The 25,592-nt window shown below is 53.1% G+C and carries 31 protein-coding genes and 2 pseudogenes; 14 read left to right on the top strand and 19 right to left on the bottom strand.

Translation table 11 applies throughout. The features are described 5' to 3' along the window. Window positions 1-63 precede the first annotated feature (63 nt). Complete coding sequence (locus CFII68_RS07465) at window positions 64-576, bottom strand: anti-virulence regulator CigR family protein (RefSeq protein WP_014337485.1); 513 nt, start codon at window positions 574-576, stop codon at window positions 64-66. Between the two features lie 128 nt (window positions 577-704). On the opposite strand from CFII68_RS07465, the gene CFII68_RS07470 reads away from it, so the two are divergent. Beyond that, a complete protein-coding gene (locus tag CFII68_RS07470; protein WP_018610900.1) occupies window positions 705-1,916 on the top strand; it encodes an MFS transporter in 1,212 nt (403 codons plus the stop codon). Window positions 1,917-2,148: 232 nt separating this feature from the next. Continuing rightward, on the top strand, window positions 2,149-2,355 hold the full coding sequence (locus CFII68_RS07475; protein WP_018610898.1) for a hypothetical protein: 207 nt from the start codon (window positions 2,149-2,151) through the stop codon (window positions 2,353-2,355). Window positions 2,356-2,408: 53 nt separating this feature from the next. Here the strand turns inward: CFII68_RS07475 and CFII68_RS07480 are convergent, their stop codons facing one another. From CFII68_RS07480 to CFII68_RS07490, 3 genes are all read right to left on the bottom strand, one after another. Beyond that, window positions 2,409-2,717, bottom strand: a complete 309-nt coding sequence (locus tag CFII68_RS07480; RefSeq protein WP_003203770.1) for an AzlD family protein — start codon at window positions 2,715-2,717, stop codon at window positions 2,409-2,411. Then, the gene (locus CFII68_RS07485; protein WP_003203772.1) at window positions 2,714-3,424 is read right to left on the bottom strand and encodes an AzlC family ABC transporter permease; all 711 of its coding nucleotides are present in this window, start codon (window positions 3,422-3,424) and stop codon (window positions 2,714-2,716) included. Before CFII68_RS07485 ends, CFII68_RS07480 begins: the two co-directional genes overlap by 4 nt. Before the next feature lie 108 nt (window positions 3,425-3,532). Continuing rightward, window positions 3,533-4,372: an FRG domain-containing protein gene (locus CFII68_RS07490; protein ID WP_018610895.1), complete on the bottom strand. Its 840-nt coding sequence runs from the start codon at window positions 4,370-4,372 to the stop codon at window positions 3,533-3,535. A 390-nt stretch (window positions 4,373-4,762) separates the two neighbouring features. On the opposite strand from CFII68_RS07490, the gene CFII68_RS07495 reads away from it, so the two are divergent. Further along, a complete protein-coding gene (locus CFII68_RS07495) occupies window positions 4,763-5,191 on the top strand; it encodes a DUF2628 domain-containing protein (RefSeq protein WP_018610893.1) in 429 nt (142 codons plus the stop codon). A gap of 121 nt (window positions 5,192-5,312) precedes the next feature. Here the strand turns inward: CFII68_RS07495 and CFII68_RS07500 are convergent, their stop codons facing one another. The 3 genes from CFII68_RS07500 to CFII68_RS07510 form a co-directional block, all read right to left on the bottom strand. Beyond that, complete coding sequence (locus CFII68_RS07500; RefSeq protein WP_018610891.1) at window positions 5,313-5,582, bottom strand: YceK/YidQ family lipoprotein; 270 nt, start codon at window positions 5,580-5,582, stop codon at window positions 5,313-5,315. Window positions 5,583-5,673: 91 nt separating this feature from the next. Beyond that, window positions 5,674-6,339, bottom strand: a complete 666-nt coding sequence (locus CFII68_RS07505) for a PDZ domain-containing protein (protein WP_018610889.1) — start codon at window positions 6,337-6,339, stop codon at window positions 5,674-5,676. A 368-nt stretch (window positions 6,340-6,707) separates the two neighbouring features. Next, window positions 6,708-7,118, bottom strand: coding sequence for a lipoprotein (locus CFII68_RS07510; RefSeq protein ID WP_018610885.1), 411 nt, complete (start codon window positions 7,116-7,118; stop codon window positions 6,708-6,710). A 181-nt stretch (window positions 7,119-7,299) separates the two neighbouring features. Between CFII68_RS07510 and CFII68_RS07515 the strand changes: the two genes are divergently transcribed. Further along, a complete protein-coding gene (locus CFII68_RS07515) occupies window positions 7,300-7,743 on the top strand; it encodes a hypothetical protein (protein ID WP_018610883.1) in 444 nt (147 codons plus the stop codon). Window positions 7,744-7,774: 31 nt separating this feature from the next. Here CFII68_RS07515 and CFII68_RS07520 read toward each other — a convergent pair whose 3' ends face one another. Then, the gene (locus CFII68_RS07520) at window positions 7,775-8,224 is read right to left on the bottom strand and encodes a PACE efflux transporter (RefSeq protein WP_018610882.1); all 450 of its coding nucleotides are present in this window, start codon (window positions 8,222-8,224) and stop codon (window positions 7,775-7,777) included. A 104-nt stretch (window positions 8,225-8,328) separates the two neighbouring features. Here CFII68_RS07520 and CFII68_RS07525 point away from each other — a divergent pair, with 104 nt between their 5' ends. Next, on the top strand, window positions 8,329-9,213 hold the full coding sequence (locus CFII68_RS07525; protein WP_018610880.1) for a LysR substrate-binding domain-containing protein: 885 nt from the start codon (window positions 8,329-8,331) through the stop codon (window positions 9,211-9,213). A gap of 112 nt (window positions 9,214-9,325) precedes the next feature. Here CFII68_RS07525 and CFII68_RS0126135 read toward each other — a convergent pair whose 3' ends face one another. Then, on the bottom strand, window positions 9,326-10,480 hold the full coding sequence (locus CFII68_RS0126135; protein ID WP_033062791.1) for an alpha/beta hydrolase: 1,155 nt from the start codon (window positions 10,478-10,480) through the stop codon (window positions 9,326-9,328). Between the two features lie 284 nt (window positions 10,481-10,764). Between CFII68_RS0126135 and CFII68_RS07530 the strand changes: the two genes are divergently transcribed. The 3 genes from CFII68_RS07530 to CFII68_RS27045 are packed head-to-tail and all read left to right on the top strand — an operon-like array spanning window position 10,765 to window position 12,410. After that, the gene (locus CFII68_RS07530) at window positions 10,765-11,619 is read left to right on the top strand and encodes an AraC family transcriptional regulator (protein ID WP_018610877.1); all 855 of its coding nucleotides are present in this window, start codon (window positions 10,765-10,767) and stop codon (window positions 11,617-11,619) included. A 32-nt stretch (window positions 11,620-11,651) separates the two neighbouring features. Next, a complete protein-coding gene (locus tag CFII68_RS07535) occupies window positions 11,652-11,867 on the top strand; it encodes a DUF6434 domain-containing protein (RefSeq protein WP_018610875.1) in 216 nt (71 codons plus the stop codon). Between the two features lie 21 nt (window positions 11,868-11,888). Continuing rightward, window positions 11,889-12,410: a GNAT family N-acetyltransferase gene (locus tag CFII68_RS27045; protein WP_018610873.1), complete on the top strand. Its 522-nt coding sequence runs from the start codon at window positions 11,889-11,891 to the stop codon at window positions 12,408-12,410. A 438-nt stretch (window positions 12,411-12,848) separates the two neighbouring features. Here CFII68_RS27045 and CFII68_RS07540 read toward each other — a convergent pair whose 3' ends face one another. The 4 genes from CFII68_RS07540 to CFII68_RS07555 all read right to left on the bottom strand — a co-directional run bounded on the left by CFII68_RS07540 (window position 12,849) and on the right by CFII68_RS07555 (window position 15,098). Continuing rightward, window positions 12,849-13,352: an AAA family ATPase gene (locus tag CFII68_RS07540; protein ID WP_018610871.1), complete on the bottom strand. Its 504-nt coding sequence runs from the start codon at window positions 13,350-13,352 to the stop codon at window positions 12,849-12,851. Window positions 13,353-13,653: 301 nt separating this feature from the next. Continuing rightward, the gene (locus CFII68_RS07545) at window positions 13,654-13,854 is read right to left on the bottom strand and encodes a hypothetical protein (RefSeq protein WP_013693816.1); all 201 of its coding nucleotides are present in this window, start codon (window positions 13,852-13,854) and stop codon (window positions 13,654-13,656) included. Window positions 13,855-13,981: 127 nt separating this feature from the next. Then, window positions 13,982-14,425 carry a hypothetical protein gene (locus CFII68_RS07550; protein ID WP_018610865.1) on the bottom strand — a complete coding sequence of 148 codons (444 nt, stop codon included), beginning with the start codon at window positions 14,423-14,425 and terminating at the stop codon, window positions 13,982-13,984. A gap of 103 nt (window positions 14,426-14,528) precedes the next feature. Continuing rightward, window positions 14,529-15,098 carry a TetR/AcrR family transcriptional regulator gene (locus CFII68_RS07555; protein WP_018610863.1) on the bottom strand — a complete coding sequence of 190 codons (570 nt, stop codon included), beginning with the start codon at window positions 15,096-15,098 and terminating at the stop codon, window positions 14,529-14,531. A gap of 126 nt (window positions 15,099-15,224) precedes the next feature. Between CFII68_RS07555 and CFII68_RS07560 the strand changes: the two genes are divergently transcribed. The 3 genes and pseudogenes from CFII68_RS07560 to CFII68_RS07570 form a co-directional block, all read left to right on the top strand. Continuing rightward, window positions 15,225-15,869 carry a DJ-1/PfpI family protein gene (locus CFII68_RS07560; RefSeq protein WP_033062796.1) on the top strand — a complete coding sequence of 215 codons (645 nt, stop codon included), beginning with the start codon at window positions 15,225-15,227 and terminating at the stop codon, window positions 15,867-15,869. A 23-nt stretch (window positions 15,870-15,892) separates the two neighbouring features. After that, window positions 15,893-16,417 (top strand): DUF2867 domain-containing protein, encoded by a 525-nt coding sequence (locus tag CFII68_RS07565; protein ID WP_018610859.1) that lies wholly within the window; start codon window positions 15,893-15,895, stop codon window positions 16,415-16,417. Between the two features lie 287 nt (window positions 16,418-16,704). Further along, window positions 16,705-16,869 (top strand): annotated as a pseudogene (locus CFII68_RS07570) (DNA-binding protein); the annotation flags it as partial. A gap of 141 nt (window positions 16,870-17,010) precedes the next feature. Here the strand turns inward: CFII68_RS07570 and CFII68_RS07575 are convergent. From CFII68_RS07575 to CFII68_RS27030, 4 genes and pseudogenes are all read right to left on the bottom strand, one after another. After that, a complete protein-coding gene (locus tag CFII68_RS07575; RefSeq protein WP_018610855.1) occupies window positions 17,011-17,283 on the bottom strand; it encodes a hypothetical protein in 273 nt (90 codons plus the stop codon). A 964-nt stretch (window positions 17,284-18,247) separates the two neighbouring features. Beyond that, window positions 18,248-18,637, bottom strand: coding sequence for an SMI1/KNR4 family protein (locus CFII68_RS07585; protein WP_018610851.1), 390 nt, complete (start codon window positions 18,635-18,637; stop codon window positions 18,248-18,250). Between the two features lie 95 nt (window positions 18,638-18,732). Next, window positions 18,733-19,098, bottom strand: a complete 366-nt coding sequence (locus CFII68_RS27035; RefSeq protein WP_018610849.1) for a hypothetical protein — start codon at window positions 19,096-19,098, stop codon at window positions 18,733-18,735. Window positions 19,099-19,155: 57 nt separating this feature from the next. Further along, window positions 19,156-19,398 (bottom strand): annotated as a pseudogene (locus tag CFII68_RS27030) (transposase domain-containing protein); the annotation flags it as partial. Between the two features lie 26 nt (window positions 19,399-19,424). On the opposite strand from CFII68_RS27030, the gene CFII68_RS27565 reads away from it, so the two are divergent. After that, window positions 19,425-19,667 carry a hypothetical protein gene (locus CFII68_RS27565; protein WP_033062789.1) on the top strand — a complete coding sequence of 81 codons (243 nt, stop codon included), beginning with the start codon at window positions 19,425-19,427 and terminating at the stop codon, window positions 19,665-19,667. Between the two features lie 434 nt (window positions 19,668-20,101). Here the strand turns inward: CFII68_RS27565 and CFII68_RS07590 are convergent, their stop codons facing one another. Together CFII68_RS07590 and CFII68_RS07595 are read right to left on the bottom strand one after the other, a co-directional pair. After that, entirely contained in the window at window positions 20,102-21,352 is a 1,251-nt protein-coding gene (locus CFII68_RS07590) for an MFS transporter (protein WP_018610843.1), read from the bottom strand. Further along, window positions 21,349-22,635: a 3-keto-5-aminohexanoate cleavage protein gene (locus tag CFII68_RS07595; RefSeq protein WP_018610841.1), complete on the bottom strand. Its 1,287-nt coding sequence runs from the start codon at window positions 22,633-22,635 to the stop codon at window positions 21,349-21,351. The genes CFII68_RS07590 and CFII68_RS07595 overlap by 4 nt, the downstream gene beginning before the upstream one ends. Window positions 22,636-22,838: 203 nt before the next feature. Between CFII68_RS07595 and CFII68_RS27020 the strand changes: the two genes are divergently transcribed. Then, the gene (locus CFII68_RS27020; RefSeq protein ID WP_082308762.1) at window positions 22,839-23,849 is read left to right on the top strand and encodes a LysR family transcriptional regulator; all 1,011 of its coding nucleotides are present in this window, start codon (window positions 22,839-22,841) and stop codon (window positions 23,847-23,849) included. A gap of 515 nt (window positions 23,850-24,364) precedes the next feature. Further along, window positions 24,365-25,234 (top strand): GyrI-like domain-containing protein, encoded by an 870-nt coding sequence (locus CFII68_RS07600; RefSeq protein ID WP_033062795.1) that lies wholly within the window; start codon window positions 24,365-24,367, stop codon window positions 25,232-25,234. Window positions 25,235-25,592 lie beyond the last annotated feature (358 nt).

Genomic DNA, 25,592 nt, shown 5'->3' with positions numbered 1-25,592 from the left:
CCGCTTTCGCGAGCAAGCTCGCTCCCACAGGTGTTTTGCTTAACTGATTGGCATTACTCCGACTTAGTCGAACGCGCCATTGAGCACTTCATAGATGATGCCAGTGGCGATCGCCACCAGGATCAGGTCCGTGCCGACCTGTTGCCACTCATAACCGTCATAGTGCGGCAACCGCCCCAGCAGTCGCCCATCAAGCTTCTTGGCGATACCGGGTGGCAACGGCTTGCCCCGTGCAAGATTTTTCTGGATGCCTGGCGGCAACGCCGGGCCGGGGCTCCAGTAATCGCGATAACCGCCAATCACACCGAGGATGCCGCCGCGGTCAAGGCTCGGGCCGTTATGCCAATCGCCACCGCCACCGCCTTGGTTGCCTTTGCCGCCCTGGTTGCCCTTGTTACCGGGATTTCCTTGACCGCCCTTGTTGCCCTGTCCGCCTTTGCCTCCCTGCCCTTGACCGGGACCTTGATCGAATTGAGCATTTCCCTTGCCGTTGCCCGGGTCCGCGACAACAATGCCAGGGCCAGCCGCCAGGGCGAAACAGGTCACTGCAGCAATCAACGAGCGCGATTTGAACATGGCAGTTCTCTCAAAAAAGGGATGACCCCTGTAAAGATATAGAGACTAACGGTGATATTAGTTCCATATCACACTGCGCGCCGCTTGCCTGGACCGGATACACCTGAACACAGCAATCAAGGAGTTTCATGCGCAAGGATTACCTGGCTTTTTTCGTCTCTATGTTCCTTTCCCGGTTGGCCGACCAGATTTTGCTGTTCATCGTCCCGCTGATTGTTTTCCAGACCACCAACAGCGTCTCCTGGGCAGGCCTGGCCTTCTTCGTCGAATCCTTGCCACGCTATCTGGCGTTCCCCATCTGCGGCGCGCTGTGCGACAAGTTCTCGCCGATTCGCATCCTGCACATCAGCCAGGTCTATCGCGCCGTGGCCTGCGGGGTGGCGGTCGTGCTTTATGGCGTCTTCGGCGGGATCTATTGGATCGTCGCGCTCTCGGCCCTGTGCGGCGTGCTGACCACCCAGGGCATCATGGCCCGCGAAGTGGTGATGCCGTACATCTTCAAGCACTACACCTACACCAAGACCCTGTCCTACTCGCAAATCGCCGACCAGACCGGCTTGGTGCTGGGCCCGCTGATCGCTGCGCTGCTGCTTGAGGTGTGGGCGTGGCACTGGGTGGTGCTGGCGATTGCCGGGCTGTTCCTGCTCGCGGACCTGGCGATGCTGTATTGGCAGCGCATCAGTTCGGTCACCCTGGAAACCTTCGAGCAGCATCACGACCTCTGGCTGAACCCGCTGCGCATCGCCTTCGGCCACATTCGCAACCTGGCGGAACTGAAAAAGATCATCAGCCTGGCGGTGGGCGTCAACCTGATCATCGGCGTCACCCTCGCCACCTCAGCGGCCATGGTCATCGGCCATTACGGCGCCGGCAAGGATGACTACGCAGGCTTGCAGGCCGCCGGTGCCGTGACCACCATCCTCATCCTGTTTCTCCTGGCCCGGGTGACCTTGCCCTTGAAACTACTGGGCGCCCTCTCCTACACGCTGATTACCGTCGGCGCCTTCATCACCGCGCTCAGCCCGAACACAGGGGGCTACGTCGTCGGTTTCTTGCTAATTGTCGGTTTCGACAAAATGTTCAACGTCTACTTCCGCACCCTCCGCCAGCAAGTGATTCCGCCCCAGGACTTCGGCAAGACCGTCGGCGTCATCACGCTGCTCAACAACCTGTCGCAACCGCTCGCGGGTCTGCTGGTCGCGGTGCTCGCCGCGCCGGTTGGAACGCAGCAGGTGATTCTGTTGTTGGCGGTTGTCACCAGCCTGATCGGAGCCGGGGTGGTTGTGGTGCACAGGCATTCGACACACCGGTCAAGCGTCTACAGCGCCAAGACCGACTGACCCTGCCGGGGAGCGGTTTGTATTATCAGTGACTTATTGTTGAGGCATGGTTGCAACGTTGCCGGCGTCAATACACGTCTGCCCCGCCATTCGTCACCTGTCGAGTGTCGGGGCCAACAAGCGGCCACGTCTGGCTCAGGGTTTGCACTGGCCTGTCTCAGCAGCCAAGAACGACGTAATTCTGACGCGGCGGCAAATTAATCAATGCTTGGTCAGCAAACGGAGATGTACCGTGTCAACTCTCAACGAAATCGCAGCGAATCACGCGAGAATGGCAAAGTTAAAGGAAGAAGAGTCGATGCGGCTGAGTGCGCTTCAGGGTCAGGTGGTGGGGAGTTTTGAAATTCCACCCATCGAGGCACCACAGGAGATGTCGCTGCACTTTATGGCAGGGGTACAGGATCACTCGTTTGGGGAAGCGGCGGCGCTGAGTTTTTGACCTGGGTGTTGATGGGGTTTCGTCGCTCGCTTGTTCGCGGGCGACTCGACCTTTCAGAACTGCCTGGCTAAAGCCGCTGCAAGTATGCCGGCCGCAATTGCCGGCAACGGTTTTTTCAGTGTCAGCATAACGATTGCCGTGGTCAGCAAAGCCAGGCGTGCGCCGTTGTCACCTTTAACCGCCAGCGGAGCCAACACCGCCACCAACACCGAACCGGACATGGCCGTGATGAACTGCTGCACCCGATAGTTGATCGGCACGAAAGACATCACGAAAACACCGCCCCACCGAGTCGCCAATGTCACCGCGGCCATTATCAATATGACAACCAGGGTGCCGTAACCCGCCGTTTCAATGCTCATTGTTTTTTCTCCATCCACAGCGCGCCCAGAATGCCCCCCGCCAAAGCGCCGACCACGACATGACTGTTCGCCGGCAAGTACCAGTAGGCCAACAGCGATGAGCAGGCCGCCACGGTCCAGATGATGAACATGCGCAGGTTTTTCTTCCCGCCCACGACCATCGCCAGCAAGAAACAGCCCATCACCATATCGAGCCCGAAACTGACCGGGTTCTCAATGGCGCTGCCAAAATGAAGCCCCAGCCAACTGCCCAGGATCCACGCGACCCAGAGTGCAATGCCGCCGCCGAATAAAAGCCCGAGCCCCGGCTTGCCACGACTGAACGCCTGCATCGCCATAGCCCAGTTCGCGTCCGAAACAACCAGCATGACACCGTAGCGTTTGGCAACGGGCAGCTCCCGCAGCCACGGGTAAAGCGTCGCGCCCATCAACAAGTGCCGGGCGTTGATGGCGAAGACGGTGATCATCAGTGGAACGACCGGCACTTGCTGCCCCCACAGATCCAGCGCGGCAAATTGAGAAGCACCGGCAAAGACCAGCGTGCTCATGAGCACGGCAGACGTATCACTCAAGCCCGTTTGCGCAGCGGCCAGGCCGAAAGCAACGCCGAACACGACGACGAAAAGAGAGATGGGGATCAGCTGTTTGAAACCGTCGTAGATGTGATTCAACGTCAGCGCGTGCAGGTGGGGTTCAACATTCGACAAAACTGGGCCTCTTGTGGGTATCTGCGGTGCAAAAACCGAGAGTATGGGGCTGAATCTCTGTGTCGAAAACTTTTTGGCGGATCAAAGGGCAACTCAACCCGCCGAGCCTTAGAGATTGCGCGTGGCAAAACCGCCAAAACAGGAGAACGTCAAATCCTTGCACAACCCTTCCAGATCGCCATAAACCAGCTTTGAACCGACGTTCATCAGCAACAGCTCGGAAAACAGCGTTGCCACGCTCTGTTTCTTTATGATGATTTGGTGCGCCTCAGACGCTGGAAAACTGTCCTCTACCTCATAGCCGATGCTAAACAACCCGCTTTGAGACCTGAGCCGGTCATTCATATAGTTCGGTGTGTAAAAACAGAAGCCGTCCTCACGAGCATCGGGGACGTTCGAAAAAACGTCTTCCGGCAAGGCGTTGGTTTCCACCCACGTATGGTCACCTCCTTGTCCGCGAGGTGTCACCACATACACCGCCGCGTCATTTTCAACGACGCCAACCCTGTTATCCATATCGACAGGAATCGTATCGTTTTCATTGTAATCAGCCATCAAGCCAGCACTTTCGATCAGAGAAATCCGTTTGTACCTCACGCCGTCCAGTGCGAAAAAAAGCGCAACCAAGGGCGACAACGACCAATCCAGTAAGCGAGTGGGCATACCGTAGTGCTGCGCAAGCGCGAGCACATCCCAATCATTGTGGGAGGACAGTTGATGGTAGGCGTGACGCTCGGCGTTGAATTTTCTGAAGGCCTTGGTAGCCCTGGAGATCAAATCCCCTGATCTGGTTTTGGGGCTGCGGGCCAGAGAAGTCATTAATCCCCAGTTCGCGTTGCCTTGGCCTCGATAAACCGAGCCGTGGACCGTACCGGATTCTTTATTGAGTTTCTTAACTGCGTCGATGTACTCAGTCAGACTCGACACAACAACCGTGGTTTTATACACAACACTTCACTCCCTGAATAAAAGTCAACCACTCACCTGCCAAAGGTAAACAGTCGTAAAGCCCGCGCCAAACGCGTACCTTTCCCCATTTCCCTATTCAAAACGGCGTCATTCAACCCGAAATAGCATCAAATTGCCACCACAGCATAGATGGAATGTCGTGAGCGCTCTTGAAAGACAAATAGAGTGAAGCACGTCACAGACCAAGCGACCGCTCCAGCGGCCAGTGCGGAATGTTCCACACCAACGGCCATAAAACGGCAAAATAAACACCTCAGGCGACTCACTTGAGCCCTTCGTCAAAGATCAAAGCAATCAATGCGCTAGAAACAGAGCACAGGATTTCTTGGAAGAAAGAAAAATTACTTATGGAAAACAGGAACGTTAAAAATGAGCACAACTGAACAAGTACAAAGCACGGGTAAATACAGCGCCAAGTGGCAGGAACGCTTTGATTTCTTTGAAACCTATGGCGCGCCAAACGACCCGCGCTACAAGGAAGCCGTCAAGACGCTGCCTGGCGCCAAGAAGAAAATCCTCATCAACGCCAACGTGATCGCGTTTTTCTTCGGCCCTATCTACCTGTTCGTCCTGGGCCTCTGGAAGAAGAACCTTGCCCTGCTGGGTATTTTCCTGGCGATCAATATCGCATTGAGCGTAATTTTCGCAATCATCGGCATGGAGTTTCCCCGGCCGTTGAGTACAGGCCTGAGCATCGCCCTGTCGATGATGTACGCGCTCATGACCAACTACGCCTACTACCTCAAGGAAGTGAAAGGCGAGCAAGGCTGGAACCCGTTCAAAGGCATGCGTCTCTGATTGCAGGCTTGGGTCATCAACAGCCCGCACCTCGTCATGAGTGTGCGGGTTTGTTGTTTCTGAGTCGTGGGAATTTGGATAACCCAGCCTACGGACCTGCGAAGTCTTCGGGCGGGTCCGATTAGTTCCGAGTCGGTTCTTCAGCAAACACGGTATACGGCAGTATTAGCGTATCGGCGACCAAGCTGAACGGCAGGTCAATCAATGCCAATGGCACCAAGGCACGAAGCACTCCGGCGTTTTCATCCGTTGCGGCCTTGATCACTTCAATATCGGTGGAGGACCCGCAATACGGATGGGGACCACAACGTGGACGATCATCGAAGGTTTCAGAGAGCGTCGAACAACCTGCCAGCAGCACAACGGCCAATATGCCTGGGAACAATTTCATGCGTTCACTCACGAATACGGGCCGGAAGAAGAGCGATCCGCACTCTACTCCAAGCCCTGTGAAACGGGCGACATAAGTTACATGTCTTGCATCAGTGCGCCGTACTCCCGTCAGAAACAACGACCCGAACGTCAGTCACGGCCCGGTAGCGCCAGACCTTTATCAAGGCACTGTCACTTGGCGTCATGCGACCGATGATGGCTGTGACCTCGGAAGGACTGTTCACCGCCGCACCGGCGATCTCCAAAATGATATCCCCCGCCAAGAGCCCCATTTTCGCGGTATCGGCACCTGCTTCCGGGCCAAACACCAGCACCCCTTTCTCGGAAGGCAAACCGAAGCTTTTTACAACAGCAGGTGTGACCACGCCGAGATGCGCCCCTAAATGTCCAGCCGCAACGGGCACGGGAGCGGCAATGCTTTTGGCAGGTATCGGGGCAGGCGCGGCCGTCGCAGTGGGAGCAGGACTGGCGGCGATGCTTGGCTGGGTTGCGCTGCTGCGGGAGCAGTCTCGCTGAGCGACCACTTGATGAATCACTTGCCTGATTTTTTCTGTTCGAGGCGTGGGGTACTGGTCATAGCTGTCCCGAGTAATCAACAACGTATTGCAGTCCATCGCCTCATAGGTCGCAGGAGACTCGGTAGCACGATGATATTCGGCATACTTCGCCTTTTCCTCTGCTCCCATGGGCAGAAAGATACAGCCCACAAGCAACGGGGAGACGGCTGCCATTAGCGAAACAAGTCTGAGCGACATAGCCATCCCTGATGGTGGAGTTTTTGAGTTGGGATTAAAAGCTACTGTTTTGCCATGAGTCTGTCCAATCCACCCTCTACTCCTCTCCACAGCCAGGCATCTGGGAAACTGGGCACAGACCACTAGAAACTGAGTAAATGCCTGCGGCCCTCCCCAATCCTGATTCTATCGAGTGCCCTGCCTAAAGCATCCAAGGCATCGACTACTCTCACCATTTTTCAGTTGCTGATCATCACGGTGAACACCAGCCCAAAAAGAAACTGGCGGATGTAGTCGCTGGTCGCAAGACCGCCAAAAGTCTTGGCGAAAAATGAGTGCATAAGAGATCCCTCTAGAATGCTGATTTAAACGAGGCGCCCCAAATGGGTTCAACCGCGAATGCGGCGCTCAATGAAGTCATAATCTTCCTGACAATCGCCGGAAGGGTCTGACGCCAAACTTACGTAACGCACCGTGTCGACATCGGTCAACTTGTACGTGTAGACATCTGGCATACGCACGCCATCGGTTCTCAATTCATTCTTGCCATTGGCAGCGGACCAGGTGCCATGTTCGGTTTGAATCGGCTGAGTCTGCTGGGCATCCCGGAAAAAGGTGATGGTGAAACGACCGTCGGGCTTGAAGTCATTTTTCCAGGAGAGGAACTGGCATTTGCCGTTTTCTGCCCGCAGGCCTTTCCATGAACCCACCAAGGATGGGTCATTGGCCGGCATGTTGGCGGCGCAGCCACCTAGCGTTGCAGCCAGGACGACAAGAGCCAGGGAGAAACTCCGTTTCACGTAGGACTTCCTTATTCAACTGAAATGCAGCGCGTTGCGAATACCCCGCGTCGAGCCGAATTGTAACGACTTTCGGCCAGGAAAGGCTCATCTGGTGAGCTGCCCCTAGCTCAAATGTGAGCAATGGCGTTCTTGGTGTAGCCTTTGTCGGACGATGACTTTTCTACAGCAGGGAGAGCTGATGAAATTCCACCCATTTCGATTAGAAGCTCGAGACTTAAGCTTGGCCCTTTTTGCCGTCAGCCTCATGCTGCCAGCCATCAACACTCGAAATGAAGTATGGGAATTTGAGAGCGTCACCTACGGCTACGAAGCGCTCTGCTTCGGATTTCTAGCACTATTGCATGGCAGTGCCGCTTGGCTGGCCAATCTATTCTTCATCGTGGCATTTTTCTCAGACAAGAGGGCGAGACGACGCCTGATCAGCGCCTTGTGCGCCACACTCCTCGGTCTGTCGTCGTACCTGTATACGAACATGTGGAATGATGGAGACGGACGCGTGACTGTCACCGGCTACAGCTACGGATTCTATGTATGGCTGTTCTCTTTTTTATGGCTGGTGCTATTAGCGACTCGAAAGACAATAAGGGACAGCCAGGCAGGTGCCAACCTGGATTCCCGTTAACGTTCCGCCCGTACATGTTCATGCCAATGACTCAGCGGGTGCTAGAGGCAGCCCCCTGATCGGCCTGCGCCGAAAGCGGAACATCAAACACTCGATCAAACCCCCATTGAAAAACCAGCGCGTAAAAAAAGAAAAACACGAACAACCCCAGGTTGGTCACCAGCGCCAGCCACAGGCTGATGCCCAGCCACGCGCCAATCACCGGAGTCAGGATCAGCGTCAAGCCGCCTTCAAATCCCAGCGAATGGAGCAGTCGTCGCAGCCAGCTACGATGGCGGCTGCGCTGGCGACGTTCCCACCACTCGAACAGGCCATTGAAAAGCATGTTCCAAGCCAGCGCGACAGCGGAAATCACCAGCGACAGCAGGGTTGAATAGCCCATACCCTGGCCGTAGGTCAGCGCCAGCGCCGGTGCCACGAACAGCACACCGCCGGCTTCGTAGAGGATGGCCTGAAGGATTTTACGGGGCGTGCCTTGCATCGGTGGACTCCTTCGCGGGGTTGGAAAACCACAGCCTGGCAAGTTGAGCCACCGCGCACAATTGAGCTAAATTGAGCCACGCTCAACCTGAGTAACCTCCCCCCATGTTCGCCAAACTGCCCCTCACCGCCTTGCGCGGCTTCGAGTCCGCTGCACGGCTGGGCAGCTTCAAGGCAGCGGCCCAGGAACTGAATGTCAGCCCGGCGGCGATCTCCCATCAGGTCAAAAGCCTTGAAGCCTTCCTTGGCGTGCGGCTGTTCGAACGCTCCAGCCAAAGCGTGCGCCTGAGCGCCGACGGCGAGCGCCTTCAGCCTTTCATGCACCGTGCCCTGCTTGATATCCAACAGGGTCTGCAGGTGCTGTCACCGCCTTGTGCTGCACAATCGCTGGTGGTGAGCACGACGCCGGCATTCGCCAGCCTGTGGCTGATACCGCGGCTCGGGGACTTTCATCGGTTATACCCGGATATCGACGTCAGGCTGCATACCAGCAACGACGTGGTCGACCTGCAGCGTGACGCCAGCATCGACCTGGCGATCCGCGCCCTCTTCACGCCTGACCCTCAGCTGTTCGAACAGCCTTTGCTGGACGAGTACTTTGGCGTTTATTGCCGCCCCGGCTGGCAACCGCCTGCAGCAGGCTCGCCCGTCGAACTGATCGACGTGCCATGGCTGAGCAGTGCAAAAGTGGCGGTCGACTGGCCTGCATGGTGCGCCAAGGCCGAGACCCTGGGCTGGCTGGAGAACGCGCGTTTTCGGCGTTATGACGAGGAACAACATGCCCTGCAGGCGGCGATCGCCGGGCACGGGCTGGTACTCGCCAGCAATGTACTGGTTGCTGAGGCTGTTGCGCGTGGGGAGCTGGTTGATTATCGCCCTGAGGTTCGCTTGGCGGGTGCGCGGTATACGTTGGTGTGTGTACCGGGCCGGGAACGGCAGCCGGCGGTTCGGGGGTTTGGTGAGTGGTTGTTGGGGCGGAGTATTGGTTGAATGAGTTCTGCCTACGTCCCGACGAATCGGGACGCTTACAGCCTAGGGTACGTTTTAGCTAGTGGTTTAGACTCTGCGAGTTTCTGCCCACGCTTCCCAGCCCCCAAAACCACTACGGCTGTAGAAATAAATACTTGTAAGGTGGCACAATGATAAAACCTTTTCTTTTGTCAGCTCTCAAATTACTTCCGATCATATCGTGCATATCCACTAGCACACGCGCCGAACTACCATAGTTTGAATGCCCAAGAAGATCATCAACACCTCCCGCACGAGTTATATCAACAGAGTCAATTCCGGGAAAGAAAAATCCTTCAGGGCCACTAAAGCCAAGCATTCCTCGATCAGCAAGATAGGTGCTAGAGGAAGCTTTGAGCGCCTTATCCTCCGACGACATATAGATTGTCGCACGGCCAAACTTACTAAACGCGGCCTTATATTTTAGAATAAACGTCTCCCTGGGAAAGTCAGGTGCAGCCAGTATGATATTACCCAGTTTCTTATCAAACAGTTTTGGATGAGTAGAATAGAGTCTAGCCAGTGCAGGAATGACTACTTTTGACCCCATGCTATGAGCCAGGACATGAACTCTCTTTCCTTGCGTAGAGGCCACCAGCTTTAACATGAATTTTTCGAAGTCATCAACAGAGTCCAACGCCCTACCAAAATCACGATTGTATTTTAGTGGATCCCCAATAGAAGGCCAACTGAACACCACCGGTTGCAAATCAGGATTAATATCGTAAGAAACTTGAGCTGCACGCTTCACAGCGTCTTCAAACTTCACATTAAAGCCATGTACGAAAAGCAATACATCACCGCTTTTAAAACCTTTCGCTGATTTGAACTGCTTAAAGAAGTCAGCCTCAGTCAACGTTAGCGAGCTGTCATTAAGCAAGGTGATAATTGGATCATCCTGCTCATCCACGAGCCCAAAGTCCATTAACATCTTAAATGCAGGGCTATGTGAGTCTTTAAAGCTTCCTAGATCCCGTTTAAAAGGAATCAGAACGGTCTCCTGACCATAAGACAGGGGGTCACCGGACACATTCAACTCAGGTAATAGACTGCCATCCGGCGCTTTTCTTCTATTTGTTGCATAGCTGACCTTCACTGGCGCAAAAACTTCAGTCCTGTATTCCGGCGTGGGATAAGGTAGCTGCTCAGAACTGTAAGTTGGAGCCGGATACGAAACTGAAGATGCACACCCGGCAAAAAACACGCTGAATGATAGAAGCCAGATACCACCCAACAAAGAAAATTTCATTATTTTTCCATCCTTTGATTTTATTTAACGCGAGCACCAAAACAGAAAGCAATCCACATTTTTTTCAGTAAAAAGACCGTCTACCTCAAACCTCACAAAACGAATGGCGTCAATTTGCCACTAGCCAAGAAATTTGGCGACTAATATTTTTCAAGACTTGGGTCACGGTGCGGATGGGGTAATCGGCGGTTTCAGAAAGGAGTCTAAAGCAGAAACCGCAAGAACGATCAAATCCTGTCCCCCTCCATTTGATAACGTTGCTTCAGCACTCATGGAGATTCGTCATGCTGAGTATCGAAAGGGCCCTGTGGTATATCGAGCTGGAGCTGGGATCCCAACTCGATCTGGGACGTGTCGCGCGCCATTGCAACATGTCTCCCTTTGCCTTGGCCCGTTTGTTTGCGCTGTCGACGGGCTGGTCGGTGATGCGTTACATCCGCGCACGGCGTTTGAGCCAAGCGGCATTGACCTTGCGTCGAGGTGCGCCGGATATCCTGCAAGTAGCGCTGGATGCTGGCTACGGCTCCCATGAAGCCTTTACACGCGCCTTCTGCGATCTGTTTGGGTTCACGCCGAAGCAGGTGCGTGGGCACGAGGATGAACATCTCTCGCTGGTGGAGCCTTTACGTATGAAAGAAAGGAAGCTCATAACACTCTCTGAACCTCGCTTTGAAACTAGAGCAGAGTTTGTCATCGCGGGCCTGGGGGATCGCTTTACCTTCGATAAGAACGAAGGCATCGTCGGTTTGTGGCAAGCGTTCTCCCCCTACCTGGGACAGGTACCCAATCAGGTCAACAACGGGAGCTATGGCCTGTGCTGTAATCCTGAACCGGATGGTAGTTTTGAGTACATTGCCGGCACCGAGGTGTCCTGCGTCGACGGTCTTGCTCCGGCTTTTCGGTATTTCAGGGTGCCGCAGCAAAACTATGCCGTGTTTCGACACCAAGGCCATATCTCGACGATCCATCAGACGTTCTTCACCATTTTTACTCACTGGTTGCCTGAATCCGAATACGAGCTTGCCGACGCGCCTGAGTTCGAGCAGTACAGCCCTGACTTCGAACCCTCCCGAGGGAAGGGTTACGTGGATGTGTGGATACCGCTTGCAAGACGCCAAGCCTCCCATGCCATGAATTGATAAATCAGACCACCCAGCATGGAGCCCGCCCCATGAGTTTTAATTGGCACAGTGAGCCGCTCACAAGAGATACGAGCGTTTGCAAGCATTACCGAAACACACAGAATGTCCGCAGATTCATGCTGGAGCACTGCGGCGCGAAGTTTAAATTTGACCGAGGCTTTATGGCCTGGATACGTGATGGCGTCCCTAAAACGCTCGGAGAAGTCGTCGATGAGTGGCTGCAGCGCAATCGCGATGGTCATTGAACAAATAATCTGGTGAGAAATGTGATTAATATTCGTGAAGCAACTACAGCCGACCTAGATGTCCTGCGTGAAATCGGCTGTGAGACCTACCAAGAGCACTTTTCGGACATCTGGTCTCCCTCTGGCATGCAGGTCTTCCTTAATCAAGACTTTTCTCCTACCTCGCTCGGCAAATCACTCGAATCCCCCGCTTGCCATTTGTGGCTTATAGCCTCTGACGAAAGCGGTAGGGTCGTAGGCTTTTCCAAAGTTAACTGGTCAACGCCTGCGCCTTTAACTGGCGAATTGGGCGCGGAGCTTCAAAAAATCTACTTTCTTAAGTCCGAAGCAGGACGAGGATATGGGAAACAACTCCTGCACTTCATTTGCCGCCGAGCGATAGAGCGCGGAGAACGCTTGCTGTGGCTTGACGTACTCAAGACCAACTCAAATGCGCGGCGATTCTATGAAGGTTTCGGTTTCCAAGAAATCGGCGAAATCCCTTTCAAAACTGACCGGGTTGAAATTGGAATGGTAGTAATGGCATGCGAACTTTCCCGATAGGCATATTCGATGACCTCCCTGTCGGTTGGTTGTCATAACGACAGCGCAGAAAAAGCCAGATGGCTTACCGGACACGTACGGTGATCCGGCCTTGAGCTCGCGATCCTCGACCGGCTGAGCACAAAGCTCAGCGGATCGTGCTGAAGGACGAATCGAAAAGCTGGGGATCCCGATTCCAGGCTCAGCTGTAATCGACCCGTCTCATAAACGTGATCTGCCTCCGTTTTTTTGAATCTGTGGCCGTCCCGAGCATAACCGCCCCCCGTGACGCCTTCGGCGCGGAAGAACAGAGGAAATCGCCCCGCCCTTTCCTTCCGCTTCCCCCGGCTGACAGCAATTCCAAAAATTCCGCCGCCTGCGCCCGCAGTCGTCTTCCAATCACATCCATGACATCACCACCATCGCGTAACGATGTCGTCAGCAATTTACAAAAATCAGTCAGCACACACCGTGTCGATTGATGATCATCGCGACCGCTTGCACCGGAGAGATCAGAGCTGTGTCTATGCAAAACGTAGCTTCATCCCACGGCTCATATTCGTGATCCAGTACCGACTGCCAGGTGGGTGGCGTCAACCCGGGAATATCAACCATCCTTGTTTCGACCCGACGCCGATGTTCATCTTTATCGGAGCAAATCACGTGGATGTTTGCCAATCGACTACTCGCCTGTGAGGCGATTTCGCTCCACGCGATTCGGCTTTCGAGAACGGGATTGACACAATCAACGATGACTGTGCGGCCCAACCGAAGGTTGCTCAGGGCAAGCTCATTAGCCACCATGTAACCACTGCGCCCCACATCTTGCGCAAGAGCGCCCGAGTTTCGAATCGCCTGCTCAATCGTATCGATCCGCAGGTACACGGCGCCTGTTGTAGCGGCGAGATCATTGGCAATAGTCGTTTTTCCGGTGCCGGGAAGGCCGCTGAAGACGATGAGCATTCCATGTCCTTCGATGAGTGAGCTAATCCAGTGTAGGCAGCAGCCGGTTATGCGGTAGCGATTGCTCGATCTCACTCGCTCGCCGCGTCGACAGCTGGATCAACATTTCTTTAATGAAACCAGGGACAGACACGATATTAAAACTCGTACTGAACGCAATCTTTCACATCCCTTTCACAGCCGAGCGCCTATGGTCATCTCAGCTCCTAGTGAAACCCTTTTAGCCCGGCCTCCCCAGTCGGGCTTTTCTTTGCGCGCCAAAGGTTCGCCGACTCCGTTTTCCTCACTTTTCCTTCAAACCTCAATGAAGAACCCTGCGACTTTCCCCAATCCTGATCCTGTCGAGCGCCCTGTTTAAAGCATCCAAGGCGTCGAGCAGGGCTTTCGCCTCAGCTTCTCGACCGTCGCCCCAGAGGCGTTCAGCCATCTTGTTCAGTGCCTGGATAGAGCGCTCAATGTCAGCAGCAGTCGCTGCTTTGCTTTCCTGAAGTTTCTTTGGCATTGATTGCCGCTCTTTGCTGAGACTGGGGACAGATTATGATTTTGAACTCACTGGAGGACACAGGGACAGACGTCAATTTGAGCTCATGATCACTTTCCAACCCACTGCAACGCCACCCTGGTGAGGCTCACTCCCTGCGGGCTCGGCTCGTGAGGAAGGCACGGAAACGGCGGAAAAGATTTAAATTGGACCAAGCCATATCCAAGCGTGCCTGCACCATCTCATTTTTCGCCTGGACGATCTGCCCTGCCAAACTTAGCGCCCTCTTTTTGAACTCCCTGTGAAGCGCCTGCTCCTCGGTCTCGTTTCCCAGTGGCTTAACCGTCATCTCGGAAAATGTGAAAAGAACTTTGTCGCTGAGCACATAAAACGTGCCGCGACATTTTTGTATACCGCCCTGAAAAATAAAATCGACCGAACTGAACGCATGTTCGTCCATGTTTATGTAATACAGCGGCTCACCCAGGAGGTTTCGAACTATTCCGTCCTGGTGAATCCGGCCCAAGGGCGCCCCATCGCTGCCCCGGCCTTTGAAGACCAAGTACCGGCCGTTCGTGTAGTTGTACGGCATTAACGGTCCTCATTCCGAATAGACATCGGAACACATGGTTTGGCCATTCGCGGCCCCCACCCATGACCCGTCCACAACGCTATCAGGTCAGGACTCCCCATGCTCATTTCTTCTCATGCCTAAGCCGCCAAGGTGGAAGCGCCCCTTCGAAAAGCGAAAAGGCTCGATGCACGAAACGGTTGAAGCGAGCGGCATCACGCCGCAGACCTGCCTGTTGGCCCCCAATCAGGCACAGGTGGGCCACCTGCCCCATCACTTCTGCTTCGCCTGGCCTATGGGCCAAGCGGCGGCACGTCCGTACCGCGAAGTCCAACCGTCGTGTGTCAACACGCTGCTGAAACTCGCCTACCAACGGATCGTGCAGGGACCAGGCTCGGATGGAAACTTCCCGCCCAGGTTGCTTCTCAGCGGCAATACTCAAGTAGCGTTTCAAGATTTCGCCCGCGCTACGACCCTGCGCCGCAAAAGCGAGCATGCGCTCCGTGTAGTCTTCTTCCCAAGCGGCCAACAAGGTGCGGACAAAATCTTCGCGATTGCGGAAATGGTGATAGAACGATCCGCGGGTCACATTCAATCGGCGCGATAGACTCTCGGCTGACACGCCAATATGCCCTGTCTGGTCGAGGGCCTCAAAACCAGCCGCGATCCAATGGTGACGCGTTAGTTTTTCCATCCGTTATTTCGCTCCCTATTTGGCGCCATACAGACTGTGTATGGCGCGCAACCGATCGATACGCTGCGAACACCAGCAAAGATGGCCGTTGCGTTTTGCACGCCAGCACTTTTCATGGAGCTCGCCTTGAAGAAAATCGTTCTGGTTGCTTTCGACCAATTCACCGATATCGACCTATTCCTGATGTGGGACATCTTAGGCCGCAACACCGAGGACTGGCACGTCCGAATATTGGGTTCCAGCCCTGTCGTACGATCGGCCCACGGCCTGCCTGTTTCGGTGCACGGTCCGCTTTCCGAGGCCAACAGTGCCGACGCAGTATTGTTCGTCAGCGGCAAGGAAGGAGTACCCGCTGCACTGGCCGCCCCGGATTTCCTGCCGTCGTTTGAACTTGACCCCAGACGCCAGCGAATCGGCTCCCTATGCGCCGGCGCTTTCATCCTTCAACGGCTTGGGCTGCTCAGCGGCCGAGCAACGACACACCCCGATGCACGATCGGGCTTGCAAGCGCTGGGACTTGAGCCCGTGGACCAGCCTCTCGTATGCCAGGGCAACGTTGCAACTGCTGGCGGATGCCTTTCGGCGCTCTATCTGGTGGGATGGTTGGTTGAATCCTGGTTCGATGCCGACAAGCGCCGTGCGACGTTGCTCCCTGTTCTGCCCGCCGGGCAACAAGCGTTCTATGATGTCTTGATCGGGCTCAGTATCCGACAAGGAGACATTGGCGCCGCCCAACAAGAAACGCGACATGGCAGGTCGTCTAATTGGTAGTTAGAACTCAGGAGAGATCCCCGATGCCCCGAGAATTTGAGCTTATTAAGTCCGTGCCGGTCCCCTCGAGGTCCGGCGTCACCCACCTTTACAAGTCGACGAACCTGGCGGACGCTTTTGCGATTCAGCTCCCTGCGGGCACATCCAGCGACCCAGACTTGCTTGCGCGATTCATCCTTTCCCACCAGCCATCCTGGATCGGATGGCTCATGAAAGTCCGAGACACTGTCGTTGCCTGTTTTGGTCTCAAGACAGCCAGACATCTGGCGACACTTGCTCATCGGATTCAAATCTTCAAGGTCTACAGCACGAACCAGACTGAAATCGTGTTGGGAGAGGACGACAAGCACCTCGACTTCCGGATATCGATCCTGTGTTCTGAAGAGGCAGAGCCAGAAGGCAGTCGCCAACTGGTTTTTTCAACCGTGGTCCAGTGCCACAACCGTCTGGGCCGGGCCTACATTTTCGTTATTGCCCCGTTTCACCGCTTGGTTGTTAAGGCGAGCCTGCGCCGTGCAGCGCGCATTGGTTGGCCTTTGGCTGCCTGAGCCGCGACGCCACAAAACCCGTGGCGAGGGAGCTTGCTCCCGCTGGGTGGCGAAGCCGCCCTAAAAAGGCCTGGCGCGTTTTTCCAGACATACCGCATAAAAGACTGGGGGCAGACCACGATTCACTGCTCGGCATTCATCGGTTCGTGATCTGCGAACATCGCTATCGCCCGCCGCATTGATCGCACGCGCGGTGGAGTGGTCATCGTGCTACTGGCTGGTGGTGACAAGTCTTCACAGAGTGCTGATATCCGACGAGCGAAGAAATTGGCAAAGGAGATTTGAACATGAGCCAACACCTGACGACATTTGACATGGCGGCACTACTCGATAGCGACGAAGCCATCAGCGAATACCTTTCTCAAGTGCTGGCTGATGGTGATAGCGAGGAGTTTCTCCGAGAGATCGGTCATGTAGCCAAGGCCCGAGATATGGCGCATATCGTTGAAGACTGATGCTTAGGGCGAGAGTGCGAGAGAGCTTTTGGAAGGCCCAAGGAGTCGAAAGAGCCCGGCAATCAGGCCAGCATCACGTACATTTTGCAGCCATACATTTGTCAGAGGAACGGGCGACTGACAAGTCGCCCGTTTCATTTATTCCGCCACCTGCGCTCGCAATCGTCGCCCGATCACATCCATGACGTCACAGCCATCGCGCAATGACGTGGTCAGCAATTTACAAAAATCAGTCAGCACCACCGTGTCTGAGCTGATGTCAGAGCGAAACGCGATATTTTCCAAGACTTGGGTCACCGTGCGGATGCGGTAATCGGCGGTTTCGAAAAGAACGTCTAGAGGCGCTTCGGTGTCGATGAGCAGGGTTGCGGGGATGCAGTCGATGCCGGTGATGGGCATGTATCGGGTCATGAGCAGTACCTTCATTCAATTGATTTAGGTGCAGGAGCTTCTGCGCTTCATTCAATCGAGTCGCCAAACCCGAATCGCCATCTGGACGACAGAGAGACAATAAGTCGCCCTTCCAGATGCTGCAATGCGCTGGTTTCCGAAGTTCGTGTAGGAATTTGCGTCAATGCCTCTCGCGGCGATCGTTTGAGCCCTCATATCAGCGCTGCCGCGAGTTCTAAAGATAATTATCTTCTGGTGCGATACTTCGTGTTTAGCACTTAAAAAGCTCATTGCACCGGCTACACCACCCTTCAGCTGCGCTCCGGTTCATTGGAAAACGGAGGGGAGGATGACTTGTATCGGCAACCGTCAAAACCAGTGAGAATCCTATGAATCTACGCCGAATCTCGTCGGCTGGAACGCTCATGCCCGCCCCATCGACTATTTGAAGAACCCCGCCCGACACCCTGCTGTCAATCCGTTGCCACTCACACTGCCAGCCTGTTACCCACGTGAAGTCTCGAATTTGATAGTCGCCGGTGGCGCTTTGGCATTGAGCGAGTTTCTTGTTGGAGAGGTCAAAGGCAAGAAACATGGGGCTTGGATAGCCGAGCAACTGAGTATCGTCAAGGCTCAGGCCTTCTTTTAGGTTGATGGATGCTACAAGTGCTTTTGCTCGTCTCTTGCGCCGTATCAAGTGCCATATGGCGAGGCAAAAAATAGAAACAGAAGCCAGGAAGAGCTGACGTCCTTCGACTGTAAGCTTACCGGACGAAAACTCTATCATGCCCCACAAGAATCCTATCGTCGCAAGCCCCGATACCCAAGCGGCGGGGATCACTACTCTGTTAGCGAGGCTAGCTCCGAGCGTCCTCAAACAGCCTGTCATAACTGTATCCAATATCATTTATAGAAGAGCTCTTAGGTTATCACTCACAGAGCGTTAACTTATAGGACTTGGCCCATAATGCGCGTGAGGGTTCACTTAGTCGACCCATTTCAGAAACTCAGTAAAGTTGCTTGCCACGATTTCTATGCTTCCATCTGGATCCACGCCATCAAACGTAACTATCGGCCAGGGCTCCGACCCACGCAGATCGAAAGCGAACAATTGTCCTCCGCCATCGCTTCCAAAAACAAATAGACTAGGCGCGATTCTATCAAGAATAGCTATCAGCTCAGCGTCCGAGGCAGTGTCCGCCGAATCAAGGCAGAAATTGAAGGGAGGGACCGAACACGGGCACTCTCCTCCATCGCTGAACGCTAATAGCCGGTAATAATCGGCAGGCAAGTGTCGAGGTGCCGCCATACGAAGAGCTTCGAGCGCTTCCGCAGAGGCTCCCATGTTACCGATCCATTCCGAGAGAATTTTCATTAAAACGTCTCCTTGCTGCTGCCTGGACGCAACCGTCCGGCCAACACATCCTCCTGATCCCCGCAGGCTACGGGGTCTGCCTTTGTCGATGTCAGCTACGCGGATCGAGCTTCGACTCTAGATAGATCTACGGAAGCTCTGATGGCATCAATTGCGTCTTGAGCGAGCGCCATAACTGTCGTTGTACTGACTTCAATCCGACTGATAATGTCTTCTCTCGGACCTTGTTTCCAGGCAGCGCTTGCGTAAAAAGCATCTTGAGATACTTGGCGATGGCTCTCGCTTTCATAGGAACGAATCAGGTGATAGCTGTCACAATCATGTAATGAGTTGCCATAAGAAACGACATCTATGCCAGCTTCTAGGTGAAGCGGAACACTTACAGTCTGCATTATTTGATGAAAGCCCAATCCCGATCCTGGCTTTAAGGTGTACATCAAGATTTCAATAATTCGAGTCATTCCAAGTCTTCCATGTGGAGTTTCAACGTGAGTATCCGTACATCCCAGCTTACGTTATTAGGGGGTACTCCAACTATGCGGCGGAGGTTGCGTAATCTCACTTGCTCGCTGCGTCGGCAGACGCGTAAGGACGTCATTCAAATAAGCAGACGGTTCATGCCCGTTGAGCCGCGCAGACTGGATTAAGTTCATGATCGTCGCGGCCCGTTGTCCGCTGCGTAGCGACCCAGCGAAGAGGCAGTTCTTGCGTTCAAGAGCCCACGGCCGGATCTGATTCTCTGCCCATTTATGGAAAAAAGGGGATTTATTTTCGAGCCGGCTGCCAGTTGATCCAAGCGAATCCATTCGATGGAAGTTCGCAGCACAGCGAAGCAAAAATAAATCTCCTTTTTCTTATGTTTCCAAACCAAATCCTGACGCTATGGGATGCGGATGAGCAATATGACCGTCAAGGAGGAGAACGCCGCGAAGTCTGGGGTCAGGTCGGCATCGGAACCAACGCTTACATGGCAGCCATTCGCGCCATCAAGGGTCATGTCACAGTTGATGAGGACGCTTCAACTATCTGAGGTAGAGGAGCACTAATGATTAAGGAGGGGTCCAGGCTACGAATCCTATTCTCCATATGGTAGGCACCGCTCTCGGTGTAGCGTAAGAAACAGCGACCGCAAATAGAGCACTCAGAAATCTTGCATAGATTGTAGGGAAAGTAGAGCGGTGCAATCGGAGCATCCAACGACCAGTAATTAGTATCACTCGGATGATACTCGGTGAGTGTCATCACTTCCTCGACGTCATACATGAGCGTGCCAATATCGACTAATAGGGTCTCTGGCAGGGAAATCAGAGGACTTTCCCACCCTACCAGTATCTTTTTCGTGCAAATGCAAACATCACGAACGGAATGGGAGCGTTCTGCTAACGCATAAAGCTCTGAATGACTTAGATATTTGAGAGTATTCAAGGTCGACCCTTTCCTAGCAATGGTTCAAAAAGCCAACGGCTACTTATTACTCAGCGACGGTGATTTTGAGATACCCAGTGTGCTCCAGGCTGTGCAAACCAGCGCAGTTAGAGTCATGATTATCAACACGCTCCATCCTGGCAAATAACTATGAGACCAGTCCTTCAGGAAACCCAATGCGGGTGGCATTATGACAATCGCAACTTGATTAATTGCCATGGCTAAACCTAGTGCGAATCCAGTCTTATCCGGTGGCGCGGAATCAGCAACGTAGGCTACCCATGGACCATACCAGCCAAAACCGAAGAATCCGAGCCAGCCAACTAATATGCTCAACATCCAGAAAGAACGCAAAGGAGACCAAGCGAGAATGATTAAGCCGAAAATAACGGCGAGCATACAGATCAACACAGGGAAATACCGACCCGATTTACAGCGATCACTCCAAGCGGCCAAGATGATTCGCCCGGCTATGCCCGCTCCCTGGGCAATCAACAGTAATGTGGCAGCGGCAGTGATGCTCAAATCGAGCAGATCATAAAGATAAAGTGCTGTGAATATCAAAATCCCATACTGGACCGAAACCAGGCTAACACCCGAGAATATAATATTCTTCATCGCGGGGTCGCTGAGCATGGATAATCTTGAAGCCAAAACGGCTTTTAGTTGCTTTTTATCAGATTTCACCGGACGGGGCTTGTTAGGATTGGCAGAGCGATAAAAACTTAAAAAAGTTAGAGCGCCAAACAATGCGACAAGTCCGCCCGCTAAAAAGGAGTACTGCCACCCCCAACGGGTGGCAATGTAGGGGAGTATCGCCGCTGAGAGCGCACCTCCCAAAGGCAAGCCCGCCTGGCGGATACCCATTGCAAATCCTAACTGTTTTTTTGGAAACCAGCTAGAAACAGATTTGCTGCCGCCAGGTTGCGCAGTGCTGTAGCCAGCACCGACCACGATCAAAAACATAAGCAATGATAGGTAACTGTTAGCAAGCGTTGAAGCGCAAAGTGCGACCGCAACGATTAGCGTCCCCATACCAACAACTATGCGCTCTTCAAATCGATCTAGTAACTCGCCAGCAACTAGCAAGCCGAGGATAGGGACTAATTGGGCAGCTGAGACCAATAATCCTATTTGCATGGTGGACAGGTTCCAATCCTGTTGGATGAAAATAGCAATAGCACCAATACCTTGTACAAAGAAACAGGCGCTCGCTTGGGCCACCGTGGCGATTAAAAGAATAATCCAGCGATAATTGGATTCTTGGCGCAAACTGCTTACATCAGTCATTGAAAAGCTCCAGCATTTTCTGATATGCCAAGAGGTCTTTGACGTTGTGCGATGAGATGTTCATCCCTGACAATATCGAGCCCCATACGGTTAATGATAGCTTCTGGATTAAGCTCAGGCGCTACATTATTATAGCTAATTTCTTCAAGCACATACTCCATGAGTTGTCGGTTGTCACACATATGCACTTCTCCCCCCGCGCCCACACCGTAGGGTGTATCTTCCATGCCTACACGTAGAATATCTACGCCGCTTCCCGGCTGGCAGGCGTATGTAGCAAGTCTCCTTAAAGCACACATTTCTGTTCCTTTCCGTGGACCAACGTCCACTGCCTGGTAATGCAGATGTGCTTGCTGGGGAATAATCGCGGCACCGACAGTGATGGTTATCTTACGCTTCTTATAATCCGGATTGGAAATATCAGACTCCAAACTCTTGGCCACGTTAATTATGTTGCAAAACTCGTCATATGATGACGGAAACGGAAGACGACTGGAGAACCCGAATAATAGGATGATATTTAGCTGGCCGGAGCTGCCCAGCTGCAAAGATGGATGCTCAACGGCGAACCGCGTCATGCCGTAGCTTCGAGCAAGTTGAACCCATTCTACCTCATGAAACAGCCCTAGTTGTCTGCGAGCTGAAATCGCACTCCTGTATACCTGGAACTGTATCGACGGTGAAGTACTACCATAGTCGGCGCCTTTACTCGTGGAATTTGTTTCCATGGTGGCCTGCGCAACACGTGCAGACGGCACGTATTTGTTTATGTCTTCGAGAAAAGCAGAGCTGTGCATATACTCAAAATCGAGTTTTTGCGTTTTCTTTTCCAACTCGCATATGATCTGTAGCTCTATCGCGGCTTGAATGGTGACAAAGTGAGCTCCGCCGAAATGTAAAGGTAAAGCGCATTGGCTAACCCGCTCCCATTCACCAAACGCCCTAATGTTTTCTTGAACCTCTTTACCGTTGCGACTAGCCCCGAAACTCAATAAAACGTCTTTGCAGGAGCGCTGTATATTTCGGCTCACCGCTTGGTAGATGTCATTGTCGGTTGTTTGTTCCTGCGTTATCGGGTTTCGCGCATGATAGTGATAGTAACGGCATCCGAGATCGTAAAGTTCGATTGCTTCTTTAACGATGGCGTCTTGGTCTCCCTTAATAGTCGCGCCTGTACAAATCGAATCGAGAAGCTTATCCCCAGTGAGATAATGGTTGCGGGGGGTAAATTTTGCACCCGTGGACGCGCACCCTAAGATAAGAGTGTTCTGTGGATTACTCATATTACTTCCCTGTCAAATGGTTAAATACCCTTTAATCGACTGTGCCGGTACGCTGACTAGTACCTTGTCAATATCGGTGTCGGCTGGGCTTTGACGTTTTATCAGTTTGCCAATTTCGCACGTTGCGGATTAAGCAAGTTTTTTTGACAAAACCTCATGTCATAGCGGTTTTTTTGACTTTCAGACCCTTGGTTGCGCATGTCATGATACGACCACCACAAAATTGCGAGATCAGCAAGATGACGGATTTTCGAACCTTAAAGGATTTTATCGTGCTGGCCCGCGTTCGAAGCTTTTCCCAAGCCTCGATACATTGCAATGTGACAACCTCTGGCTTGAGCCGTAGGATCACCGCTTTAGAGGAATGGTTAGGTGCTTCGTTGTTTGATCGTGCACGCCACCAGCTAGAGCTTACCGATGCGGGTGCCGAGTTCCATGTTGCTGCTGTCGAAATCGTAGAGTTGTTAGAAAAGACGAGAAACTCGGTTATCCGTACCCAAGAGAAATTCAGGCGGCAAATTTCTATTGTTGCGCCACATATCATGTCGAGAGCGTTTTTTCCGGCTTGGTTACCGCGGGCGAGTAAGCAGTTAGAGGCCACTCGCTTCTCCATAGACTTCGCTAACCTTCCTGAATGCTTCAAGCATCTAACTAATCGCTCAGTGGATTTTGTTATCGCTTTTGAAGACAACCATAATGGCATTAATGAACATCTTAATAAAATATTTTCCCCAGGGGAACTTGAGTGTTTGAAAATTGGCCGCGAGTGGCTAGTTCCTGTGAGCGCACCTAATTTGCTGGGAGAACCTTTAAATAGCATTGGTTCACCTAGAGGTGAAATCTCGTACCTTCATTACCGCCAGGATTGTTCTTTAGGTTGGGCGCTTGAAAAATTTCTAAAGGTCAATCCAAGTTTGCCAGCACTTCGTAAAATTCATGATAGCTCTCTGGCCGACGGCCTTCGCTCTATGGCGATAGCTGGGTTAGGCGTTGCATGGCTTCCTTTGGAGATCGTTCGGAACGATCTGGAAAGGAAAGACTTGGTTCGTGCAGGCAACACAGAATTTGATATAGCCTTAGAAATTAATATTTATCGTCGCAAAGAAAAGCTAGGCGCGAATGCTGAGATTTTATGGGACAATCTTAGTAGCATGACAAATGATTCCAGATTGACCGTAGCCAGCCTCGATACCTCGTACACTTCACTAAGCTAGCTAATACGCCGTTTATCAGGACCAATCATCGCACCATAAAAACGAAAAGCTAGTCTACAGTTCATTACCTGTGTCAGTACTAAGCTCACATTCGTAATGATTGTCCTTGGTGAAAGCTACCGTTCCTGAAGAGCCGTTTTGGGCCGATTCTGTTGAAAAAGTCGGCCATGGTTTCCGCGGCTGAAAAGTACGCGTCCGACATTGAAATCTCTACTTTCGGCTGAGGTGTCCAGAGGCAGATTTCACGGGTCGATGATCAGGTAGTTTTTGATGACCGACTTTTTCAACAGAATCGGCCTGAAGCTGCTCTTTGGTGACGTCAGCTGTCAGCCCATCAGGAGCCAGCGCCATCAGAGTTGCTAAAAACGAGCTCGTAGGTGTCCCGTCCTGAATAAGGTTTACACCTCCTGATCTGTTTTCAGGAGGGCGTAATGGAATCAGCAAACGCGGCTAGGCGCGTTCACGTCGCTATAGTCGACTCTATTGCCGACCGTACTTCCAGGAGCCTTTTCCCAGTGTCTGACATGTCGACCAACTTCGCTTACACAAAACGCTTCAACGCCGTCCTCGCCTACATTGATGAGAATCTCGAAGGTGATCTGTCGGTGAATACGTTGAGCCATGTGGCGAACTTTTCGGCATTTCACTTCCATAGACAATTCACCGCGTTCGTAGGCGTGCCTGTTTCACGTTATGTGCAACTGATGCGATTACGACGCGCGGCGCATCGCCTAGCCGCCGTCGCTGATCACTCGGTACTGGAGGCCGCACTCGGTGCCGGCTTCGAAAGCCCGGAGGCATTTTGCAGGGCGTTCAGGCGGGCGTTCGGTATGACGCCGAGTGCGTTCAGGAAAGAGCCGAACTGGCAGGCCTGGAATGCGGTGTTCGCAATCCCTCATTTTTCCAGGACTATCATCATGCAAATACGAATCGTGCAATTCCCTGAAGTCAGGGTCGCTGCATTTGAACACTGCGGGCCCGCCGGGCTCGTCAATGAGAGCGTGCGAAAATTCATCGAGTGGCGTAAGCAGAGCGGACAGTCGCCGGTGGCGTCGAGTCGCAGCTTTGGCATTCCCTATGGCAACCCCGATACGACACCTGCGCAGGCATTCCGCTTCGCAATCTGCGGCGAGATTCACGAGGCCGTGGCGCCGAATGAGTTCGGCGTGCGCGAAATCGTCATTCCCGGCGGTCGCTGCGTCGTGGTACGACATGTGGGGTCACCGGATCACATCGGCGAAACGATCTATCCGATTTACCGCGATTGGCTTCCTGCCAGTGGAGAGGAACTTCGTGACCAGCCGCTGTTCTTCCATTACCTGAGCATCTATCCCGAGACACCGCAGGATCACTGGCAAACTGATGTGTATGTTCCGCTGCAGTAGCGGGGCAAGCAGTTTTCGATCCTGAACTGACGTCGGATGGAAAAGTGGAAAAGGGGATTTATTTTCTAGCCAGCAGCTAGTTGACCTAAGCGAATCTATTCGATGGAAGCCCTCAGGGCAGCAAAAAATCAATCTATCCCCTTTTCCATTGCCCCCTTTTCCATGGTTTAGGCAAGGAGGAACGACGGCGGGAAATGCAAGGGAATGGGTGATTAAAAATGGAACAGCAGAGGAAATCGGTGCACACAGCATCAAGGTTTTTTATCTAGGTGAGTGATATGTGCGAGTGTGTGGACATGCCTGGTCGAATAGATGGCTACAAGATTGAGGAGTTAAGTAATCTAGCTCCTTTTGTTGA

Origin of the sequence: Pseudomonas sp. CFII68, assembly GCF_000416195.1 — a bacterium.
Lineage (GTDB): Bacteria > Pseudomonadota > Gammaproteobacteria > Pseudomonadales > Pseudomonadaceae > Aquipseudomonas > Aquipseudomonas kilonensis.
The sequence above is the reverse complement of the archived record's forward strand: the minus strand, read 5'-3'. Positions and strand labels throughout refer to the sequence as shown.

Excerpts from the sequence above, each read along its gene's own strand:
- CFII68_RS27020 (WP_082308762.1), top strand. The coding sequence starts at position 22,839 with ATGATACGACCACCACAAAATTGCGAGATCAGCAAGATGACGGATTTT.
- CFII68_RS07500 (WP_018610891.1), bottom strand. The coding sequence starts at position 5,582 with ATGAAATTGTTCCCAGGCATATTGGCCGTTGTGCTGCTGGCAGGTTGT.
- CFII68_RS07495 (WP_018610893.1), top strand. The coding sequence starts at position 4,763 with ATGAGCACAACTGAACAAGTACAAAGCACGGGTAAATACAGCGCCAAG.
- CFII68_RS07465 (WP_014337485.1), bottom strand. The coding sequence starts at position 576 with ATGTTCAAATCGCGCTCGTTGATTGCTGCAGTGACCTGTTTCGCCCTG.
- CFII68_RS07595 (WP_018610841.1), bottom strand. The coding sequence starts at position 22,635 with ATGAGTAATCCACAGAACACTCTTATCTTAGGGTGCGCGTCCACGGGT.
- CFII68_RS0126135 (WP_033062791.1), bottom strand. The coding sequence starts at position 10,480 with ATGAAATTTTCTTTGTTGGGTGGTATCTGGCTTCTATCATTCAGCGTG.
- CFII68_RS07575 (WP_018610855.1), bottom strand. The coding sequence starts at position 17,283 with ATGACCCGATACATGCCCATCACCGGCATCGACTGCATCCCCGCAACC.
- CFII68_RS07550 (WP_018610865.1), bottom strand. The coding sequence starts at position 14,425 with ATGCCGTACAACTACACGAACGGCCGGTACTTGGTCTTCAAAGGCCGG.
- CFII68_RS07480 (WP_003203770.1), bottom strand. The coding sequence starts at position 2,717 with ATGAGCATTGAAACGGCGGGTTACGGCACCCTGGTTGTCATATTGATA.
- CFII68_RS07530 (WP_018610877.1), top strand. The coding sequence starts at position 10,765 with ATGCTGAGTATCGAAAGGGCCCTGTGGTATATCGAGCTGGAGCTGGGA.
- CFII68_RS07590 (WP_018610843.1), bottom strand. The coding sequence starts at position 21,352 with ATGACTGATGTAAGCAGTTTGCGCCAAGAATCCAATTATCGCTGGATT.
- CFII68_RS07585 (WP_018610851.1), bottom strand. The coding sequence starts at position 18,637 with ATGAAAATTCTCTCGGAATGGATCGGTAACATGGGAGCCTCTGCGGAA.
- CFII68_RS07525 (WP_018610880.1), top strand. The coding sequence starts at position 8,329 with ATGTTCGCCAAACTGCCCCTCACCGCCTTGCGCGGCTTCGAGTCCGCT.
- CFII68_RS07540 (WP_018610871.1), bottom strand. The coding sequence starts at position 13,352 with ATGCTCATCGTCTTCAGCGGCCTTCCCGGCACCGGAAAAACGACTATT.
- CFII68_RS07515 (WP_018610883.1), top strand. The coding sequence starts at position 7,300 with ATGAAATTCCACCCATTTCGATTAGAAGCTCGAGACTTAAGCTTGGCC.
- CFII68_RS07555 (WP_018610863.1), bottom strand. The coding sequence starts at position 15,098 with ATGGAAAAACTAACGCGTCACCATTGGATCGCGGCTGGTTTTGAGGCC.
- CFII68_RS07470 (WP_018610900.1), top strand. The coding sequence starts at position 705 with ATGCGCAAGGATTACCTGGCTTTTTTCGTCTCTATGTTCCTTTCCCGG.
- CFII68_RS07505 (WP_018610889.1), bottom strand. The coding sequence starts at position 6,339 with ATGTCGCTCAGACTTGTTTCGCTAATGGCAGCCGTCTCCCCGTTGCTT.
- CFII68_RS07535 (WP_018610875.1), top strand. The coding sequence starts at position 11,652 with ATGAGTTTTAATTGGCACAGTGAGCCGCTCACAAGAGATACGAGCGTT.
- CFII68_RS07565 (WP_018610859.1), top strand. The coding sequence starts at position 15,893 with ATGCCCCGAGAATTTGAGCTTATTAAGTCCGTGCCGGTCCCCTCGAGG.
- CFII68_RS07545 (WP_013693816.1), bottom strand. The coding sequence starts at position 13,854 with ATGCCAAAGAAACTTCAGGAAAGCAAAGCAGCGACTGCTGCTGACATT.
- CFII68_RS27035 (WP_018610849.1), bottom strand. The coding sequence starts at position 19,098 with ATGACTCGAATTATTGAAATCTTGATGTACACCTTAAAGCCAGGATCG.
- CFII68_RS07520 (WP_018610882.1), bottom strand. The coding sequence starts at position 8,224 with ATGCAAGGCACGCCCCGTAAAATCCTTCAGGCCATCCTCTACGAAGCC.